At 36.5% G+C, this 19,824-nt stretch carries 17 protein-coding genes; 16 read left to right on the forward strand and 1 reads right to left on the reverse strand.

Annotated elements, in window-relative coordinates:
- Nucleotides 1-117 precede the first annotated feature (117 nt).
- Nucleotides 118-519 carry a hypothetical protein gene (locus ACP5S8_RS05035; RefSeq protein ID WP_461870477.1) on the forward strand — a complete coding sequence of 134 codons (402 nt, stop codon included), beginning with the start codon at nucleotides 118-120 and terminating at the stop codon, nucleotides 517-519.
- Here ACP5S8_RS05035 and ACP5S8_RS05040 read toward each other — a convergent pair.
- Entirely contained in the window at nucleotides 516-1,094 is a 579-nt protein-coding gene (locus tag ACP5S8_RS05040) for an L-threonylcarbamoyladenylate synthase (protein ID WP_461870478.1), read from the reverse strand. The genes ACP5S8_RS05035 and ACP5S8_RS05040 overlap by 4 nt on opposite strands.
- Before the next feature lie 127 nt (nucleotides 1,095-1,221).
- On the opposite strand from ACP5S8_RS05040, the gene gltB reads away from it, so the two are divergent.
- The 15 genes from gltB to uvrA form a co-directional block, all read left to right on the forward strand.
- Complete coding sequence (gene gltB / locus ACP5S8_RS05045; protein WP_461875979.1) at nucleotides 1,222-5,631, forward strand: glutamate synthase large subunit; 4,410 nt, start codon at nucleotides 1,222-1,224, stop codon at nucleotides 5,629-5,631.
- A complete protein-coding gene (locus tag ACP5S8_RS05050; RefSeq protein ID WP_461875980.1) occupies nucleotides 5,613-6,800 on the forward strand; it encodes an RNA polymerase factor sigma-54 in 1,188 nt (395 codons plus the stop codon). Before gltB ends, ACP5S8_RS05050 begins: the two co-directional genes overlap by 19 nt.
- Entirely contained in the window at nucleotides 6,797-7,852 is a 1,056-nt protein-coding gene (locus ACP5S8_RS05055) for an aminopeptidase P family protein (RefSeq protein ID WP_461875981.1), read from the forward strand. Before ACP5S8_RS05050 ends, ACP5S8_RS05055 begins: the two co-directional genes overlap by 4 nt.
- Before the next feature lie 43 nt (nucleotides 7,853-7,895).
- Complete coding sequence (cimA, locus tag ACP5S8_RS05060; RefSeq protein WP_461870482.1) at nucleotides 7,896-9,470, forward strand: citramalate synthase; 1,575 nt, start codon at nucleotides 7,896-7,898, stop codon at nucleotides 9,468-9,470.
- 55 nt (nucleotides 9,471-9,525) lie between these two features.
- Nucleotides 9,526-11,280, forward strand: coding sequence for a biosynthetic-type acetolactate synthase large subunit (ilvB, locus tag ACP5S8_RS05065; protein ID WP_461875982.1), 1,755 nt, complete (start codon nucleotides 9,526-9,528; stop codon nucleotides 11,278-11,280).
- Nucleotides 11,281-11,290: 10 nt separating this feature from the next.
- The gene (gene ilvN / locus ACP5S8_RS05070) at nucleotides 11,291-11,842 is read left to right on the forward strand and encodes an acetolactate synthase small subunit (RefSeq protein ID WP_461870484.1); all 552 of its coding nucleotides are present in this window, start codon (nucleotides 11,291-11,293) and stop codon (nucleotides 11,840-11,842) included.
- A gap of 26 nt (nucleotides 11,843-11,868) precedes the next feature.
- Entirely contained in the window at nucleotides 11,869-13,080 is a 1,212-nt protein-coding gene (locus tag ACP5S8_RS05075) for an EAL and HDOD domain-containing protein (protein ID WP_461875983.1), read from the forward strand.
- Complete coding sequence (locus tag ACP5S8_RS05080) at nucleotides 13,081-13,797, forward strand: uroporphyrinogen decarboxylase family protein (protein WP_461875985.1); 717 nt, start codon at nucleotides 13,081-13,083, stop codon at nucleotides 13,795-13,797.
- 16 nt (nucleotides 13,798-13,813) lie between these two features.
- Nucleotides 13,814-14,125 carry a uroporphyrinogen decarboxylase family protein gene (locus ACP5S8_RS05085; protein WP_461875990.1) on the forward strand — a complete coding sequence of 104 codons (312 nt, stop codon included), beginning with the start codon at nucleotides 13,814-13,816 and terminating at the stop codon, nucleotides 14,123-14,125.
- The gene (locus ACP5S8_RS05090; RefSeq protein ID WP_461875986.1) at nucleotides 14,094-14,738 is read left to right on the forward strand and encodes a dienelactone hydrolase family protein; all 645 of its coding nucleotides are present in this window, start codon (nucleotides 14,094-14,096) and stop codon (nucleotides 14,736-14,738) included. The genes ACP5S8_RS05085 and ACP5S8_RS05090 overlap by 32 nt, the downstream gene beginning before the upstream one ends.
- On the forward strand, nucleotides 14,738-15,505 hold the full coding sequence (locus ACP5S8_RS05095; protein WP_461870488.1) for an indole-3-glycerol phosphate synthase TrpC: 768 nt from the start codon (nucleotides 14,738-14,740) through the stop codon (nucleotides 15,503-15,505). Before ACP5S8_RS05090 ends, ACP5S8_RS05095 begins: the two co-directional genes overlap by 1 nt.
- Complete coding sequence (gene sppA / locus ACP5S8_RS05100) at nucleotides 15,499-16,371, forward strand: signal peptide peptidase SppA (RefSeq protein ID WP_461875987.1); 873 nt, start codon at nucleotides 15,499-15,501, stop codon at nucleotides 16,369-16,371. The genes ACP5S8_RS05095 and sppA overlap by 7 nt, the downstream gene beginning before the upstream one ends.
- 33 nt (nucleotides 16,372-16,404) lie before the next feature.
- Complete coding sequence (locus ACP5S8_RS05105; RefSeq protein WP_461875988.1) at nucleotides 16,405-16,989, forward strand: nucleotide exchange factor GrpE; 585 nt, start codon at nucleotides 16,405-16,407, stop codon at nucleotides 16,987-16,989.
- Nucleotides 16,990-16,994: 5 nt separating this feature from the next.
- Complete coding sequence (locus ACP5S8_RS05110; protein ID WP_461870491.1) at nucleotides 16,995-17,516, forward strand: LabA-like NYN domain-containing protein; 522 nt, start codon at nucleotides 16,995-16,997, stop codon at nucleotides 17,514-17,516.
- The coding region (gene uvrA, locus ACP5S8_RS05115) for an excinuclease ABC subunit UvrA (protein ID WP_461875989.1) at nucleotides 17,494-19,824 on the forward strand (2,331 nt) is incomplete at its 3' end. The genes ACP5S8_RS05110 and uvrA, both read left to right, overlap by 23 nt.

A 19,824-nucleotide genomic window follows, 5' to 3' on the forward strand; every position in this document is an offset into this window, starting at 1 on the left:
TTCAGTGATAAAATCACACATCGTATTTGATATAGCTCATCAATAACTTTAGTCCGCGTTCCTTTCATCTGTAATTATCTGGTGTTCGGGTAAATGCTATTTATCATATTATATAATATGAATATTAATTATATTAAATACGTGATGCAAGAGGCTGAAAATATGTCTTTGGAGCTTGATAAGGTTCTTATAAGTAGCATGAGGAAGATGATTCAAGAGAAAGTTAACGAACTCAAAGATAAGGAGCTTGACGAAGATGCCATAAGGGCAATAGATCATATAGAAAGGGTAGCAAGGTATACCGTAAAGCTTGAGGAGTTGGAGAAGAAGACAAAAAATAGTACGTTTAACGGATATTTTACCAACGCTGAGATGGTTATAATGAATATTGTGGAAAATGTGTTGAAAGATTTAGAAAGCATGGATAAGCTTGACAATATACATTTAAACTATCTAAAACTCTCCATATATGAAAGGTTAAACGAAATAGCGGCTATAATAGAAAAATATTTAGATTAGAGTTTACTTATAAGCTCTTTTACTTTATTTATAGATGTACCTTCTCTTACTATTTTTATGGAATTTTCTTCTATTTCTACTATTGTTGAAGGCGGGCTTTCTATAAAACCACCATCTATGTATAAGGGTATCTCATCTTTAAAATAGTTTATAGCCTCTTCTATAGATTTTGCAGGCGGTTCTCCTTCTTTGTTGCAAGAGGGTGCCAAAAGGGGTTTTTGAAGTTTGTCTAAAAGCTCTTTTATAAAACCTTTTTGCGGTATTCTAAAACCTAAGTTTTTGTCTTGGGCTTTTATTATGATACTAACGCCTTCTAACTTAGATAACTCAACAACTTTATCGTTCGGTTTAAATCCATACGTTTCTAAAAAAGCTATGTCTGGTAAAAGTCTAAGAAATGGTTTTTTTGAGGGTCTTCTTATTTTGTAAAGAAGGTTAAGAGCCTCTTCGTTGTCTATGGCAAGTACTCCATAAATAGTATCCGTGGGAGAGCATATGGGCATATTTTTGTTTAGTATATATATTGCGCTTTCTATAACATCTTCTTCGTTTATTTTTTTGACATCAAAAGCCATGAAGACATACTAAAAGTTTTTTAGGCTTTTTCAATGATAAAAGATAGTTTTAGTTTTGTGATTTTGTTTAGTACATTTTTTTTCAATAGAGTTATAATATTTGTCTACAATGTTTGGAGGTAAGCTAATGCAAGAAAAAGACTCTTGCGGTGTCGGTTTTATATGCGATTTAAACGGCAAAAAATCAAATAAGATTGTAAAATATGGCATTGAAGCTGTCAAGAATCTAACTCATAGGGGAGCGGTTGGTGCCGATGGTAAAACGGGAGACGGTGCTGGCATACTAATACAAATACCTCATAAATTTTTCAAAAAAGAAATAGATAGACTTGGTTTTGAGATATCTTCTATAGAAAATCTTGGTGTGGGTGTTTTGTTTTTGAAAAACAACGATACATCAAAAGTAGAAGACATAGCAAAAAAAATGGGCTTTAAGGTGATAGGTTTTAGAGATGTGCCGATAGATAAATCTGCCCTTGGCAAAAGTGCTCTTGAGACGATGCCAATTATAAAACAAATGCTTTTGGATTTAGAAGGTATAGAACACAAAGAACTTGCTTTGTATTTTCTTCGTAAAAGCCTAAAAAAAGAGCTTAAAATATACGTACCTTCTTTGTCTTCTAAGACGATAGTTTATAAAGGCATGTTTGTCGCTTATCAAATAGATCATTTTTACAAAGATTTAGAAGACGAAGATATAGAGTCTTCCATATGTCTATTTCATCAAAGATATTCTACAAATACGTTTCCAAACTGGAACTTGGCGCAACCTTTTAGATATTTAGCCCATAACGGTGAGATAAACACCATAAACGGCAACAGAAATTGGATGATGGCTATTCAATCTGAACTTTACCATAAGCTCTTAGAAGATAACATAAAACTTATAAAACCTATAGTAGAATATGACGAAAGCGATTCTGCTTCTTTGGATAAAGTGTTTGAGCTTTTAGTATTGACGGAATATCCGGTAGAACACGCCATAAATATGCTAATACCACCTGCTTGGGAAAACGACGATACGTTAAAAGATGATATAAGGGCATTTTTTGAGTACAAGTCTTTACTTATGAAACCTTGGGATGGGCCAGCTGCTATCGTGTTTACAGACGGTGTAAAAGTAGGTGCTCATTTGGACAGAAACGGGCTAAGACCATCAAGGTACATAATTACAAAAGACAACATAGTAATACTTGGTTCTGAAGTGGGTATGGTGGATATAGACCCTAAGGATATAAAAGAAAGCTCAAGGCTTTCTCCTGGAGATACTATTCTTATAGATACTCATGCCAAAAGCTTGAAAACTACGGAAGAAATACTAGAAGATATATCTAAGAAAAACCCTTACAAAAAATGGATAGAAGAAAATCTGGTAAGGCTTGAGGATATTATAAAAGATAGGATATTAGAAGATGAACATTTAGACAAAGATACGCTGACACGCTTACAGGCTTATTTTGGCTATACCACCGAAGAGCTTAAAAATCAGATAGATTATATGGCAAAGGAAGGTAAAGAATACACGTTTTCAATGGGGGACGACACTCCTCTTCCACCTCTAAACGAAAAACCGGTGCTCATATTTAGATACTTTAAGCAAAGGTTTGCTCAAGTAACAAACCCTCCTATAGATTCTATAAGAGAACGCTTTGTGATGAGCCTCAAGATGAACCTTGGACACAAGAGAAACTTTCTCGTAGAAACTCCGGAGCACGCAAGAAGATTTCAAATAGATTCACCGGTACTTTTGCCCTATCACATAAAAACCATAGAAAACCAAAAAGATTTTAAAGTAAAACGCATATCTTTATGCTATCCAAAACATAGAAGCGATAACATACAAGCTCTTCAAGATTTAAAAGGTTTTGAGAGAGTTTCAGATATACTGATGGACGCTGTTTATGAAGGCATACCTATTGTAGATTTGAAGATAGGCTTAGAGGTGCTTACTCATTTAGTAGAACAAGCTGTAAAAGAAGGTGCAGATATAATAATTCTTTCCGATAAAGGTGTTGACGAAAAAAACGTAGCTATACCAAGCCTTTTGGGAGTTAGCGCCTCTGTAAGGCATCTTGCTAAGCTTGGTTTATCTCAAAAGGTAAGCTTTATTGTAGAAACTGGTGAAGTAAGAGATACGCATTCTCTTGCATGCCTTATAGGATATGGAGCATCAGCGGTTTATCCATACCTTCTTTATGAGACCTTGTATCACACTTATCCTGAGAACTATGAGCAGGTGTTAAAAAATTACAAAAAAGCCCTTGAAGATGGCATTCTCAAGATAATGGCTAAGATGGGTATAGCTACCTTAAACTCTTATCAAGGGGCTGAGATATTTGACTCTGTATGTCTCAACAAAGATTTTGTGGATGAATATTTTACTGGCACCCCCGTTACGTTGGAAGCAGATGGTATAGAGCAAATAGAAGAATCTATTATAAAAAGACACGATTTTGCTTTTAACAGCGAAAAACCAACCCTTGACTATGGCGGTGATTTAAAGTTTAGAAAAGGCGGTGTTTACCATGCTTGGTCTCCTCATGTTGTAAGAGCTCTCCACAAATATTTGGAAACCCTTGATTACAACGATTATCTTGAATTTTCGAAGATTGCCAACGAAGAGCATCCAACGTTTATACACCATCTTTTGGATTATAAAAAAGCTAAAAGCCCTATACCTATAGAAGAGGTAGAACCAGAAGAAGAGATACTAAAACGCTTTGTTACAGGCGCTATGTCTTTGGGAGCGCTTTCTCCGGAAGCTCATGAAGTGTTAGCTCTTGCTACCAATATGCTTGGCATGAAGTCAAACAGCGGTGAGGGTGGCGAAGACCCAGAACGATATTTTACAGAGAAAAACAGCGCTATAAAACAAGTGGCTTCTGGGAGATTTGGCGTGACACCCACTTATCTTGCCTCTGCCACCGATATAGAGATAAAGATAGCCCAAGGTGCAAAGCCCGGTGAAGGCGGTCAACTTCCGGGTAAGAAGGTAAGCCATTACATAGCTAAGATAAGATATGCCCAAGAAGGCATAACCCTAATATCACCCCCACCTCATCATGATATATATTCTATAGAGGATTTGGCTCAACTGATAAACGATTTAAAAAAGGCAAACCCAAAGGCCCGCATATCTGTGAAGCTAGTAAGCGAATCTGGGATTGGTACTATAGCATCAGGAGTAGCCAAAGCTTACGCCGATATCATACAAGTAAGCGGTACCGAAGGAGGTACTGGAGCATCTCCTATTAGCTCTATAAAAAATGCCGGTAATTATTGGGAAATAGGACTTTACGATACAGTGAAAACCCTTATGGAAAACGGTTTAAGGGATAGGGTTAGCGTAAGAGTAGATGGCGGTTTTAGAACTGGTAAAGATGTGATAATAGGTGCTATTTTGGGGGCAGAAGAGTTTGGCTTTGGCACTGCTGCGATGATAGCTGAAGGTTGTGTGATGGCCCGTCAATGCCACTTAAACACATGCCCTACAGGTGTAGCTACCCAAGATGCGAAGTTGAGAGCTAAGTTTAGTGGAACAAAAGAAGGGGTGGCTGCTTATTTCAGAGCTTTGGCTAAAGAAGTAAGAGAGATATTGGCATCTATGGGATACAGAAGTCTAAACGATATTATAGGTCGTCTTGAGCTTTTAGAACCAAAACCATCTAGATTAAAACTTGATATATTCACAAAAGGCTATCCAAAAGATGCTCCAAGGTTTAGAACCTTTGAAAGAAACGACAACCCTGAAAAGTCTTTAAACGATTTTATAGCACAAGAGTTAGAAGAGTTTATCAAAAGCCAAACACCTGTTGAAAAACACTACAAAATCACAAACATAGATAGAAGCGTAGGAGCTACGATAAGTTATTATACAGCTATTTATCATAAAGATAAGGGTTTGCCACCAAACACGTTGAACCTTTATTTTGAAGGTGTTGCAGGTCAAAGTTTTGGGGCTTTTAATCATAAAGGTATAAACTTATTTTTAAAAGGTATGGCCAACGATTACGTAGGAAAGGGCATGCACGGTGGTATTATATCTATAAGGCCTTTTGAATACATAGATAATTCTCTTGTCTTGGCTGGAAATACAATACTATACGGTGCTACAGGCGGTGAGCTTTATATTGCTGGGTCTGTGGGTGAGCGTTTTGCTGTTAGAAACAGCGGTGCTAAGGCTGTAGTAGAAGGTGTCGGACATCATGCCCTTGAGTATATGACAGGTGGAGTTGTTTTAAATATAGGGGATTTTGGCTACAACGTAGGCGCTGGTATGACTGGCGGTATGGCCTATTTTTACGACAAAGAAGGTGTTTTGGAAAAACATATAAACACATCTTACGTATTGGTGCAAGATATAGCTGAAGAAGATGCGGAGCTTATAAGGTCTATGCTTGAAACTCATATAAAGTATACAGATAGCCCTAAGGCTAAAGCGATATTAGAAGGTGGATTTGATGCTTTTAAAAAGATTATGCCGATAGAGCTTTGCGTGAGGTCAGAGAGTTCAGACGAATGTGTCCAGAAGGTATAAACCTAAATCAAAAGCTTGAAAATAAGATAGGTTTAAACCTATTTTTGGTGTTAAGTCAGAATGTTGAGCTTTTGCAAGATACTGCAACAGATTTAGAACAAGAGCTAAAGGTAGAACAAGAGCTAAACCCTTTTTTAAAGTTAAAAGCGTTAAAACCACCAAAAAAGTTTTTTGTAAACAAAGAAGATTATACCCAAAATATAGCCTACTCTTACTCTTACAAGGATCATCTAATAAAGTCTATAAATGAAGAACTAGAAGGCATAGAAAAAGACGTAGCCAAAGAGATAGTGTATTCTCTTGACAGCAGCGGCTTCATATCTCTTGAGGCTTTAGAAGATATTAAAAAACATTTTAACGTGGGCTGGGATGTTGTAGATGACGCAAGAGCTTTTGTGATGGAGATAGAACCCATAGGGCACGGAGCTTTGAATCCTTTTGAGTATATGGAGCTTCAGATAAGGACTTATCACAAAGATAAGAAAGATTATATAAAGTATTTAAAAGATTTAGAAGAAAGGAAAAAAATACCAAAGGAAGCTATAGAGTTTTTCTCAAAGCTTAAAAAAACACCTATACAGATAGACAAAACAAAACTTTTACCGTCCAAAGTGGATATTGTAATAGAAATAGACCAAGGGGAGATTTTATACGATATATTTGACAACTATGTGGAGTTTTCTCAGGAAAATATAGAAGAAAAGTTAGAGGACAAGGAGCTTGAAAGATATCTAAAGCAAAGGGCCAGAAGGTTTGTAGAGGCCATAAACTTAAGGAGGAAGTTTCTAAAAGAACTCACAAAGATTGTTGTAGAAAGACAGCGGGACTTCTTTCTAAAAGATAAACCTCTTAAAAGCTTGATGCTAAAGGATGTAGCCAGTGAGTTTGGTATTTCTATATCAACGGTTTCAAGGCTTGTAAACTCAAAGTATGTAAAAACACCAAAAGGGGTATTTAAGTTGAGGTCTTTTTTTGTAAGACAAAGCGTATCTTCAAAAAGTCAAGAGGAAATACTAAACATGATAAAGAAGCTTATTCAAAACGAAGAAACTATATATACCGATAAGGATATAGAGGAAATTTTAAGAAACTATGGTATAAACATAGCAAGGCGCACAGTGGCAAAGTATAGAGCAAAGCTTGGTATTGGAAGTTCTAGGAAAAGATGAAAGATATTTTAGAAAAGTTTTATGGATTTTTAAAAGAAAAAAACATAAAAAGCTATTTAATAACCTACAAACCAAACGTTTTATACCTATCTAAGTTTAAATCTTCAAACGCTTATGTCCTTTGTTTGGAAGGAGAATTTTTCTTTTTTACAGACTCAAGGTATATAGAAGGGGCAAAGGAAAAGATAAAGCACATGGAAGTAATAAACATAGAGGGGTCTTTTTTAGAATTTATCTCGAAGTTTTTAAAAGCCAAAAACGTAGATTCCATATACGTAGATAAGACAATTTCTTACGCTTTTTACGAAGAACTTTCTAAACATATAAACGTGTGTTTTGAAAAGGATCCCACTTTTTCACTTAGAAAGGTCAAATCAAAAGAAGAAATAAATATAATGAAAGACGGTGTTAAAAAATCCGATGCCGTTTATAGGAGGTTGCTTGATTTTGTAAAACCTGGTATGACTGAAAAAGACGTAAAAGATTTTGTTGTATGCGAGTTTTTAAAAGAAAAAGCCCAAAAAGAAAGCTTTGATACCATAGTGGCTACCGGCAAAAACTCAGCAGTGCCTCACCATGAGACTTCTTTTGATGTTGTAGAAAACGATAAGCCTCTTTTGGTGGATATGGGGCTTATGTGGGAGCATTACGCTACTGATTTTACAAGGACTTTTCACATAGGAAAGCCTTCTGAAGAGTTTTTGAAAGTGTATGAGATAGTAAAAGATGCTCATCTGTTTGCCATAGAAAAAGCAATTAGCGGAAACTATCTAAAAGACGTAGATTTGGCTGCGAGAAGCTATATAGAATCAAAAGGATACGGTGATTATTTTACGCATTCTACTGGGCATGGGGTCGGTCTTGAAATACATGAAGACCCAAGAGTTTACAAGACATCTGAGGATATCATAGAAGAGGGCTTTGTATTTACTGTAGAACCTGGCATATACTTACCTAACCGCTTTGGTGTTCGGCTTGAAAACATCGTTTACATAGAAAACGGGCTTCCTCACGTGATGTCCTCTATACCGCTTGATTTGGTGATTTTATGATTTATATTTTAAAATCTTGAAAACTAACGCATATAATATATCTATGGAGAAAGTTTACATTTACGATACGACCTTGAGGGATGGCTCACAGTCTGAGGGGGTAAATTTTAGCATAGAAGACAAATTGCTCATAACAAAGCATTTAGATGATTTTGGTATAGATTACATAGAAGCTGGCTGGCCTGGCTCAAATCCAAAAGATACCTTTTACTTTGAAAAGATAAAGCACATGTCTTTAAAACATGCTAAGATAGTAGCTTTTGGTTCTACGAGAAAAAAAGGTTTAACCGCATCTTCCGACCCTCAGGTTTTATCGCTTTTAAAAGCTCAGACACCAGCTATTACTATTTTTGGTAAATCTTGGGATTACCACGTGCTTGATGCCATAAATACCACCTTGGAAGAAAATATAAATATGATATACGATACTATATCTTTTTTGAAAAAAGAAGGAAGAGAGGTTATATTTGACGCGGAGCATTTTTTTGATGGTTTTAAATCAAACAAAGATTATGCTCTGAAGACTGTAGAAGCTGCTTTTGATGCTGGGGCAGATTGGGTAGTGCTTTGCGATACCAACGGTGGTACTCTTCCTTTTGAAATGATGGAGATATTTAAAGAAGTGTTTGACAGGTTTCAAAATGCAAACATAGGTATACATGCTCACAACGACGCCGAGTGCGCGGTGGCAAACTCTTTGATAGCGATAAAAATGGGAGCAAGACAAGTGCATGGGACTATAAACGGTATTGGTGAAAGAACGGGCAACGCCAACCTTTGCTCTATAATACCGGCACTTTCTTTAAAGATGGGATTTCAAACTGTACCAGAGGAATCTTTGAGAAATCTCACAGAGCTTGCAAAGTTTGTTTCAGAGGTTTCAAACGTACCGCTTCCAAAAAATATGCCCTATGTTGGAGCGAGTGCTTTTGCCCATAAAGCTGGCGTGCATGCTTCAGCTGTCAGCAAAAAAACCGATATGTATGAGCACATAAGGCCAGAGCTTGTTGGGAACGCCCGTAAGATTACCATATCTGATATGTCTGGCAAAAGCAACATATTGTATAAGTTGAAAGAAATAGGGCTTAGCGTAGAAGAAAACTCACCGGATGTTATAAAACTTGTAGAGCATATTAAAAACCTTGAAAAAGAAGGATACGTGTTTGAAGCGGCTGATGCCTCTTTGGAGCTTCTTCTTAAAAAGCATTTTGGTGTTGCAAAAGATTACTTCGAGTTAGATTTTTATAAGGTGGAAGTTTTTAGTAAAGAATCTGAAGAACTTTCAGAAGCCACTGTAAGGATAAAAATAGGAGATACCTACCAGCATACTGCGGCTTTAGGAAACGGTCCTGTAAACGCATTGGACAACGCTCTTAGAAAAGCTTTGATAGACATTTATCCAAACCTTGAGTCTTTAGAGCTTATAGATTATAAAGTTAGAATAGTAAATGAAACCGAAGGGACCTCTGCAAAAGTTAGGGTGCTTATAGAATCTACGGACGGAGTTAGGACATGGGGTACCGTAGGAGTCTCTTACAACGTTATAGATGCTTCTTGGAAAGCGTTGGTAGACAGCGTTAGTTTTAAGCTTTTAAAAGATGAAGAAGAAAATTTATAGTTTTTTAACAAAAGCGTATTATATTTAAGATTTATTAAAATTGGAGGTTTTGGCTATGGAAATGCGTAAAGGAGCCGATGTTGTTATTGAGACGCTTTTAAAAGAAGGCGTTGACGTTATATTTGGTATACCTGGTGGTGCAAATATGGAAATATATGACGCTTTATATAGGATAAATAAAATAAAACATATATTGGCAAGACATGAACAGGGTGCTGGACATATGGCAGAAGGGTATGCCAAAGCATCTGGAAAAGTAGGTGTGGCTCTAGCTACATCTGGCCCCGGTGCCACAAATCTTATAACCGCCATAGCAGATGCTTATATGGACTCTGTGCCGGTGGTATTTTTAACGGGTCAAGTGCCTACGTTTTTAATAGGAAACGATGCTTTTCAAGAAGTGGACATAGTAGGTATGACAAGGCCTGTAACAAAGCATAACTTTTTGGTGAAAAGAGTAGAAGATCTACCTCTTATTATAAGGCAGGCTTTCTACATAGCAAGAACTGGAAGACCTGGGCCTGTTTTGGTGGATATTCCAAAAGATATTACCCAAACCATGACGGATGTAGAGATACCCTCTGACGAAGAAGTTATAAACTCTTTACCGGGTTATAAACCTCACATAGAGGGAAATCCTCAGCAAATAAAAAGAGCAACGCAGCTAATACTAGAAGCAAAAAGACCAGTACTATACGTAGGTGGCGGGGCGGTAGCAGCAGAAGCGAACGCAGAAATTACGGAGCTTGCAGAACTCATGAAGATACCGGTAACCACCACCAACATGGGTAAAGGGGCTTTTGACGAAAGGCACCCACTTTCTTTAAGAATGCTCGGCATGCATGGCACATACTATGCTAACATGGCAGTTTACCACTCAGACCTTCTTATCGCCGTAGGTTCTCGTTTCGACGATAGGGTAACCAGTAAGGTAGATGAGTTTGCTCCTTTTGCCAAGATAATACATATAGATATAGACCCAGCCTCTATATCGAAAAACATTACTGTGGATGTACCTATAGTGGGTGATATAAGAAGCGTCTTGGTAAGGCTTATAGAAGAGATTAAAAGCAAAAATTCTAAGATAGTGCACGAAGAGGAAAGAAAATCATGGCTTGAACAAATAGACACTTGGAAAAAAGCTTACCCGTTATCTTACAAGCCTTCGGATAAGGTTATAAAACCTCAGTTTCTTATAGAAGCTCTATACGATGTTACAGAAGGAAACGCTATAATCACTACTGGGGTAGGACAACATCAAATGTGGAGCGCTATGTTTTATAAATACTCTTTCCCAAGGCAGTTTATAAACTCCGGTGGTCTTGGTACAATGGGTTTTGGCTTACCAGCCGGAATAGGCGCTAAGATAGCAAGACCAGATAAGGATGTTTTTATAATAGATGGAGATGGTTCATTTTTGATGACGATGCAAGAGCTTGTAACTGCGGCTCACTACAACATACCTATAAAGGTAATAATATTGAATAACGCTTACTACGGTATGGTTCGTCAATGGCAAGAACTTTTTTATAACAAAAGATACTCTGAAGTCGATTTGTCTTTCCAGCCGGATTTTGTAAAGCTTGCTGAAGCCTGCGGTGCTGTAGGTATTAGAACTGACAACCCGAAGGAGCTAAAAGATGTTTTGTTAAAAGCAAAAAACATAGAAGATAAACCAGTTTTAGTAGAAGTTATAGTAGACAGAGAAGAAAATTGCTTACCTATGGTACCTGCTGGTAAAAGCTATAAGGATATGTTGTTGTCGGATGGTAAGAATGTAGAAGCTGAAACTATGTATTTGGTAGGTTAAAGGAGAAAAGATGGAAGCGGTAAACGGAAGACCAAAAAGAGAGATTAAAAAAGGCGAAACTAGGAAGCACATTATAAGTATATTGGTAAACAACGAGTTTGGGGTTTTGGCTCGTATAGCAACTCTGATTGCTGGTAAAGGCTACAACATAGAGAGTCTAAGCGTAGGTGAGACCTCAGAAGCAAATCTATCACGTATAACGATAGAGGTAAAAGGTGACGATATAGTTATAGACCAGATGATAAAACAGTTAAGAAGGTTGATAGATACGGTAAAAGTAAGAGATTTGACAGATGTGCCGAGGGTTGAGAGGGAGCTTATGCTTATAAAATTACATGCTCCTTCTCATAAAGAAAGAGATGAGATACTTAGAATAGCCCAGATTTTTAGAGGTAAGGTGGTAGACATATCCCAAGATAGCATAATGATAGAGCTAACAGGAGATAGCGAAAAGATAAAAGCCTTTTTGAATTTGGTAAGACCCTTTGGCATAAAGGAGATGGCCACCACTGGAAAGATCACGCTAAAAAGAGAGTCTGTTTTAGAAGAAATGCAAGATTAAAGCAAAAATATATTATAATGTTATACATGTTGGTTACTAAATTAAAAAGAGAGTCTATTGTGAAGAGGGATTTTTCAACATTCGGCTACAAGTTTTCTTTAGAAGGTGAAGATGAGTTCGTTCAAAACGATGCTGCTGTTATCCTTAGTTCTCTTATAGAGTTTGATTTTAGAAAGTTAACCCATGGTTTCAGTACTTTTATAGATGTAGGAATAGATGTTGATTTTATATACAACGATTTTCTTCCACGTGTTGAGAAAGATATGAAGCTTGTTTGCATCCTTGACTATAGAAAACTTTCTTTTTCTTATACGTTAAGCTATATAGAAGATGTATTTGAAAAATTAAGCATAGAGAATATAAGCATATGTGTTTCCAACTTCAGCCCTGGAGAATCAGAAATATCCGATAATATTTTGAAAAGAATATCTTTCATAATGGTGCCAGTATCGGTAAATCCAGAGGTTTATGCTCCTTATGTAAATATGGGTATTGGTCTCATATGTAAAGATATTAACTCTGTGGAAGAAATGGATATAGCCTTAAAGAATGAACTATTTTCTTACTATATGGGTTATTATATAGAATCTCCTAAAAAATTAAACATAAACAGGATTGAAAAACCGTCTTCTATGATAACGGAGCTCTTTATAAAGCTGAGGACTCCTGAAGATGTAAAAGAGGCTATAGATATAATAAAAAGGTCACCAGAGCTTACTTTTAGCATATTGAAGTTTATAAACTCGGCTTTTTTTGCAATACCCTCCAAGGTTTCCTCTGTGGAAGCAGCCGTGACTCTTCTTGGATTTAACAATTTAAAGAAATGGGTAAACTTGGTATTTTTGTCTTCTTCGGTGCCAAATCCAGCTAAAAATGTATATGTAGAAAAATCCGTTGCAAGAGCCTATTTCATGGAAAAAGTTTGTAAACTTATAGATAGTACAAAGGCACCCACAGCCTACATGGTAGGAATTTTATCTTTTATGGATGTACTTTTGGGAAAAAGCTTTCAAGAAATATTTGAAGATATACCTGTTTCTCCAGATGTGGCAGAAGCTCTTATAGAAGGAAAAAATATGTTTGCGGAGCTTCTTGATTTTGTGAGAGCTTTTGAATTTCACGACAAGGAGAAGATAGATTTTTACGTATCAAAATACAATTTAAATAAAGATAGGGTTGAAAGAATTTACTTAGAAGCTCTTTACGAGTACGATAGGTTTATAGAAGCTATACGCTAAATGAAAAACGATATTCTCCTTAAAAGCCTAAAAAAAGAACACATAGAAAGATATCCAGTATGGCTTATGCGCCAAGCCGGTAGATATTTACCAGAATATAGGGCTGTAAGGCAAAAATACAAAAGCTTTTTAGATTTTTGTAAAAATGTAGAAGACGCCGCTATCGTATCCCTTCAGCCGGTGGATATACTTGGTGTTGATGCTGTAATCATGTTTTCAGATATATTGGTGATTTTAGAGCCAATGGGCATAAAGGTGTCTTTTGAGGCTGGGGAAGGTCCAAAGTTAGAGCACAATTTTGATTTCAAAAGCCTAAAATCTAAGGATATAGCAAAGGATTTAGGTTATGTTTTTGAGCTTTTAAAAGTGTTAAAAGAAAGATCTCCAGTTCCCGTTATAGGTTTTTGCGGAGCGCCTTTTACTCTTGCTTCTTACGTAATAGAAAAAGAAAGTTCTAGAGATTTTGCTAAAACAAAGACGTTTATGTATGAAAACGAAAAAGATTTTCACCTTCTAATGGAAAAACTTTCTGAAGCTATCGTAGAGTATATAGATTATCAGATTAAATCTGGGGCAGATGTTATTCAAATATTTGATTCTTGGAGTATGAGCTTATCAAAAGCCGCTTACAAAGAGTACGTTTATAAGTATAACGCTTTTATAATAAAATCTATAAAACAAAAATATCCAAATACGCCCATTTATATACTTTTTTAGAGGCTCATCCTCTCATATAGAACAAGCAAGCACCCTTGGGGCTGATGCTTTGAGCGTGGATTGGAGCGTTTGTATAAACGAAGTTTGTAACACATACCCGTCTTTGGCTTTTCAAGGAAACTTAGAACCTCAGGTGCTTTTGCTTAGCAAAGAAAATATAAGAAAGCATGTGGAAGAATTTGTGATGTGCATACCAAGAGATACTGCCTTTATAGTAAATTTAGGACATGGTATAACCCCAGATGTGTCTAAAGATAATGTAAAATATTTTGTAGAATGTGTGAAGGAGGTGTCTTATGGGAAAAGAGCTAACTTTAAAAACAGCTAAAGCTTATTTATCTGGAGAAGGAGATAAAGCTGTAATAGTCCTTCATGAGTGGTGGGGATTAGTCCCGCATATAAAAGACATAACAGATAGGTTTGCCAAAGAAGGTTTTTTGGCTATAGCCCCAGACCTTTACGATGGTAAAACTGCAGACAACCCAAACGATGCTGGTGCTTTGATGCAAGACCTTTTTTCAAATTTATCAAAAGCTCAAAACATAATAGAAGATACAATAGACTATTTAAAATCTCAAGGTGTTAAGAAAATAGGTATAACGGGTTTTTGCTGTGGCGGGACCCTGACATGGTATTTTGGAAAATACGGTGATGCTTTGGTACCTTTTTATGCTCTTTATCAACTTGCTCCTATTGATTTTTCTTCCATAAAAGCCCCAGTTCTTGCAATACACGCTGAAAAAGATGAATATGTGCCTCTTGCTGATGTGGAAAAAGCAAAGGAAGAATGCAAAAAACACGGTATAAACGCTGAGTTTATAATATACCCAGGGGTAAACCACGCGTTTTTAAACGATACAAGGCCAGAAGTTTACAACGAAAAAGCTGCTAAAGACGCTTGGGAAAAGGCTGTTTCATTTTTTAGAAAACACCTTAGCTAATGGGCATATTACAAGAGATAGTAGAATACAAAAAATCAAGTTTAAAAAAGTCGTATAGCTATTTTGATGAGCTTTTAGGAAGAATCAAAGAAGCCAAGCCAAGCCTTTCTTTAAAGGGCGCTATACTATCATCAAAAGCCACAAAAACACCAATAATAGCCGAGATAAAACAAGCCTCACCTTCTATGGGACACATAAAAAACGTTGATATAAAAGAGCAAGCTTACACGTATCAAGAGGCTGGGGCTTGTGCTATATCAGTTCTCACTGATGACAAGTTTTTTGGTGGAAAACTAGATTACCTTGAAGAGGTAAAAAGTGTCGTAGAAATACCTGTTATGAGGAAAGACTTTATAATAGACCCTATACAAGTTTACGAGGCAAGGGCTTACAAAGCCGATGCGATACTTCTCATAGCAAGAATATTGGACAAATATCAGATTGAAGATATATCTTACGAAGCTAAAAAACTTGGCTTAGAGATATTGATGGAAATTTTCGAAGAGCATGAGATAGAAAAAGTAAAAGATTTTGAAATAATTGGTGTAAACAATAGAGACTTAGATACTCTTGATGTGGATATCGCTAAAAGCAAAGAGATGCTTCCTATTTTAAAAGAAAACACAAAAGCGGTGCTCATATCTGAAAGCGGCATCTTTTCAAAAGATGATATAAACTTTTTAGAAGGATACGACGGGTTTTTGGTGGGTACATCCATTATGAAAGAAGATAACCCAGCCCAAAAACTCAAGGAGCTTGTATGGTAAAAAGAGTTTTGTGGTTTTTAGGTGTGATATTTGTTTTTTCCTTGGTTTTTGCGCTTTTAAATAGAAAATCTCCAAACATAGGTATAATAAAACCTCCAAATATAGCTGTAATAAGAGTAAGAGGTGTTATTTTAAGACCTTTGCCTATAGAAGAGGAGATAGAGAAAGCTCAAAAAGATAAAAACATAAAAGCTCTTGTGCTAAGAGTAGATAGCCCCGGCGGTGCAGTGGGAGCAGCCCAGGAAATATACAGAGCTTTGCAAATATTTAGAGATCACAAAAAGCCAATCGTGGTTTCGATGGGTAGTTTGGCGGCTTCTGGCGGATACTACATATCTGTGCCAGCAAACTACATATATGCAAACCCGGGTACGCTTACAGCAAGCATAGGTGTTATAATAGACTATCTAAACTACAAAGACCTTCTTAAAAAGATAGGCATAGAGCAAGGCGATATAAAAACAGGAAAATATAAAGATATATTGGTGCCATGGAAAAAGCTTTCCAAAGATGACAAGGCGTATCTTCAATATCTTATAGACAATACCTATGAGCAGTTTATAGATGCAATACTGGCTTATAGGTCCAACAAAATCTCAAAACAGCAACTTTTATCTATAGCAGATGGTAGAGTTTTAACAGGCGTCCAAGCAAAGCAGTTGGGATTGGTAGATGGCATAGGAAACTTAGAGGATGCTGTCAAAAAGGCAGCTTCTCTTGCTCATATAAAACATCCAAGGGTAGTTTTTCTTAAAAGAGAAAAATCTCTCGTAAAAGAGATTACAGGGGCTTATTTTAAAGAGGCTATGAACCATCTTGAACTTATGTCACCAATACACACCATGTATATGTTTCAAGGCTTTTGATATAATATATAATTTAAGGAGGTGAAAAGCACCATGGAAGAAGAAATCAAGCAAGAAAATCATGAAACACAAAATGAAATCACAAAAGAAGAGTTGTTGGAAAAGCTTTCTAATTTAGAAAAAGAATACGAAGCACAAAAAGAAAGATGTTTAAAATTAGAGAGTCTTTTAAGAGTGTCAAATGAAAAATTGGTTTCTTTGCAAAAAGAATTAGAACAATTGAAAGAGCATTACAGGAAAGAACGAGAACATCTTAAAAAGTACGGTCATGAAAGCATGGTAAAAGATATGCTTGATGTGATTGATAATTTTGAGAGGGCGATAGCTCAATTTGGTAACATGGAATCTTTGGACCAAAATACAAAAAATATACTTTTAGGTATAGATATGATATATAAAGATTTAAAAAATATATTAAAAAAACACGGCGTTGAGGAGTTAGAGCTAAAGGGGCAGATATTTGACCCTACCATAGCGGAAGCTGTAGATACAATTCAAGACGATAGCCTTGGGCCGGATGAAATAGCCGAAGTAATTACAAAAGGTTATAGATTGTACGATAAGGTTATAAGAGCTGGAAGGGTGGTGGTAAACGTAGCAAGAGAAGAAATAACATGATGCTGATGCCAAACTCTAGGAAAATAGCTGGTATCTTTATAGATGGGACAAACCTTTACTTCGTCCAAAAACAATTTTTGGATTTTAAGGTAGATATACTAAAGCTAGTTAAATACTTTGCGAACTACTTTGTCATATACAATACGTTTTTTTATCTGGCTTACAAAGAAGAAGAGGAAAAGCAAAATAAGTTTTACAGGATGCTTACCTTTGGCGGTGTTACTGTCATAAAAAAAGCGGTCAAGCAACTAAAAGACGGTAGTATGAAGGGAAACCTCGACGTAGATCTTGCGATGGATTGCCTTCTTACCAAGGATAACTACGATGTAGCGATACTTGTAACCGGAGATAGCGATTTTGAAAAGCTTATAAACATACTTAGGACTTTTGGTAAACAGATAATAGTGGTTTCTACAAAAGACAGCTCTTCTATAGAGCTTGTAAACATATGTGATCTTTTTGTAGAGTTAAAGGATTTGGCACCCTTTATAAAATTAGAAGAGCATGAAAAACAAAACAGTACATAATTATATAATAGTAAGAGGTGCAAGACAACACAACCTTAAGAACGTAGATGTAGATATTCCAAAGAATAAGCTTGTGGTAATAACGGGTCCTTCTGGTAGTGGTAAATCTTCTTTGGCTTTTGATACGATATACGCAGAAGGTCAAAGAAGATATGTAGAATCTTTGTCTTCTTACGCAAGGCAGTTTTTAAATGTAATGGATAAACCTGAGGTAGACAGCATAGAAGGCTTGTCTCCTGCCATTGCCATAGACCAAAAAACCACCTCTCACAACCCACGCTCTACGGTGGGCACCATTACAGAAATATACGATTATATAAGGGTTTTCTGGGCAAACTTAGGAAAACCAAAATGCCCAATATGTAAAAGAGTTCTAGAAGGGCTTTCGGCTCATGAAATATTGGAGCATATATACAACAAATACAAGGACAAAAAGGTTCAGATTCTTTCTCCAATAGTAAGGGGGAAGAAAGGCGAGTTTAAAGATGTTTTTAAAAGCATAGAAAAACAAGGATTTTCAAGGGTAAAAGTAGATGGTGAGATTTACAGAATATCCGAAGTGCCTTCTTTAAATAAAAACCAAAAACACGATATAGACATAATAATAGATAGACTTACCTTGACTGAAGAGGATAGACCGAGAGCTTTGCTTGCTATAGAAAAAGCTTTGGAACACGCTGAAGGGCTTGTCAAGATAGAAGATGTTGAGTCTTCTTCTTTTGAGCTTTTTAGCGAAAACATGGTTTGTCCAGAGCATGGGTTTTCTATTCAAGAGCTTAGCCCAAGACTTTTTAGTTTCAACTCTCCATACGGTGCTTGTCCTGTATGCAAAGGCATTGGTGTAAAATGGGAAATAGACGAATCCGCTCTTGTAGATGCCAATGCATCGGTTATCAACGCTATCAGAATTTTCAGCGAATATCAGTTTTTTGATTATCTAAAATTTCCAGTTTTAGAGATTTTAAGAAAGTTTAAAATAAACCCAAACACAGCTTTTAAAAATATACCTAAGGAGATAAGAGAACTTATACTGTATGGCTCGAGAGGTAACTACAGTTTTTATTTTGAGGGTGTTATACCGCACTTGGAACAAAGATATATGAACGCTGAAGAATCGGATCGTGTTAAAGATATGCTTGAAGGTTTTATAAGAGAAAACCCATGTCCTGTTTGTGAAGGCTCAAGGTTAAAGCAAGAAGCTTTGTCTGTTTTTGTGCTAGATAAAAACATATGGGATGTAGTAAAAGTATCGGTGGATAAAACCTATGAGTTTTTTGATAGTATAGAAGACAAGCTAACCGACAAAGAAAAAGAAATAGCAAAGCCCCTTTTGAAAGAAATAAAAAACCGTATAAAGTTTTTATTAGATGTGGGTCTTGATTACATATCCTTGGGAAGGAGTGCAAACACTCTTTCAGGCGGTGAGATGCAACGAATAAGACTTGCTACACAAGTAGGCTCTAAACTCACCGGTGTTTTGTACGTGTTGGATGAGCCATCTATTGGCCTTCACCCAAGAGACACAAACAAACTCATAAATACGTTAAAAGAGTTAAGAGACCTTGGAAACACCGTTATAGTGGTAGAACATGATCATGAGACGATAGAATCGGCTGATTATATATTAGAGCTTGGACCCGGTGCTGGTAAAAACGGCGGTTATATAGTATCTAAGGGTAGTGTAGAGCAGGTTAAAAAAGATAAGAAGTCATTAACTGGCGGATATCTCTCTGGTAGGCTTTCTATAGAGATACCAAAAGAAAGGAGAAAGCCTGAAAAAGGTTTTCTTACTATAGTAGGTGCTAAGGAAAACAACTTAAAAAATATAACGGTAAGATTTCCGGCTGGGCTTTTTATATGTGTTACAGGGGTTTCTGGTAGTGGAAAATCAAGCTTGGTCTATGATATACTTTGGCAATACGCCAAAAGGCATTTTTATAGTTCTTACGAGTATATAGGTAAGTTCGATAAGATAGAGGGTATTGAGCTTTTTGACAAAGCTATAAACGTAGATCAATCTCCCATAGGAAGGACTCCAAGAAGCAATCCAGCTACGTATGTAAAAGTTTTTGATGCTATAAGAGAACTTTTTAGCCAAACACCGGAAGCAAAGGCAAGGGGATACAGCCCAGGCAGATTCTCTTTCAACGTAGAAGGTGGAAGATGTGAGGCTTGTCAAGGAGAAGGGGTTATAAAGGTGGAGATGCACTTTTTGCCTCCTGTCTATGTAACTTGCGATGTTTGTAAAGGTGCAAGGTACAACAAAGAAACCCTTGATATAAGATACAACGGTAAAAATATATCGGAC

This window comes from Hydrogenobaculum sp. (assembly GCF_049967395.1).
Taxonomy (GTDB): Bacteria; Aquificota; Aquificia; order Aquificales; family Aquificaceae; genus Hydrogenobaculum.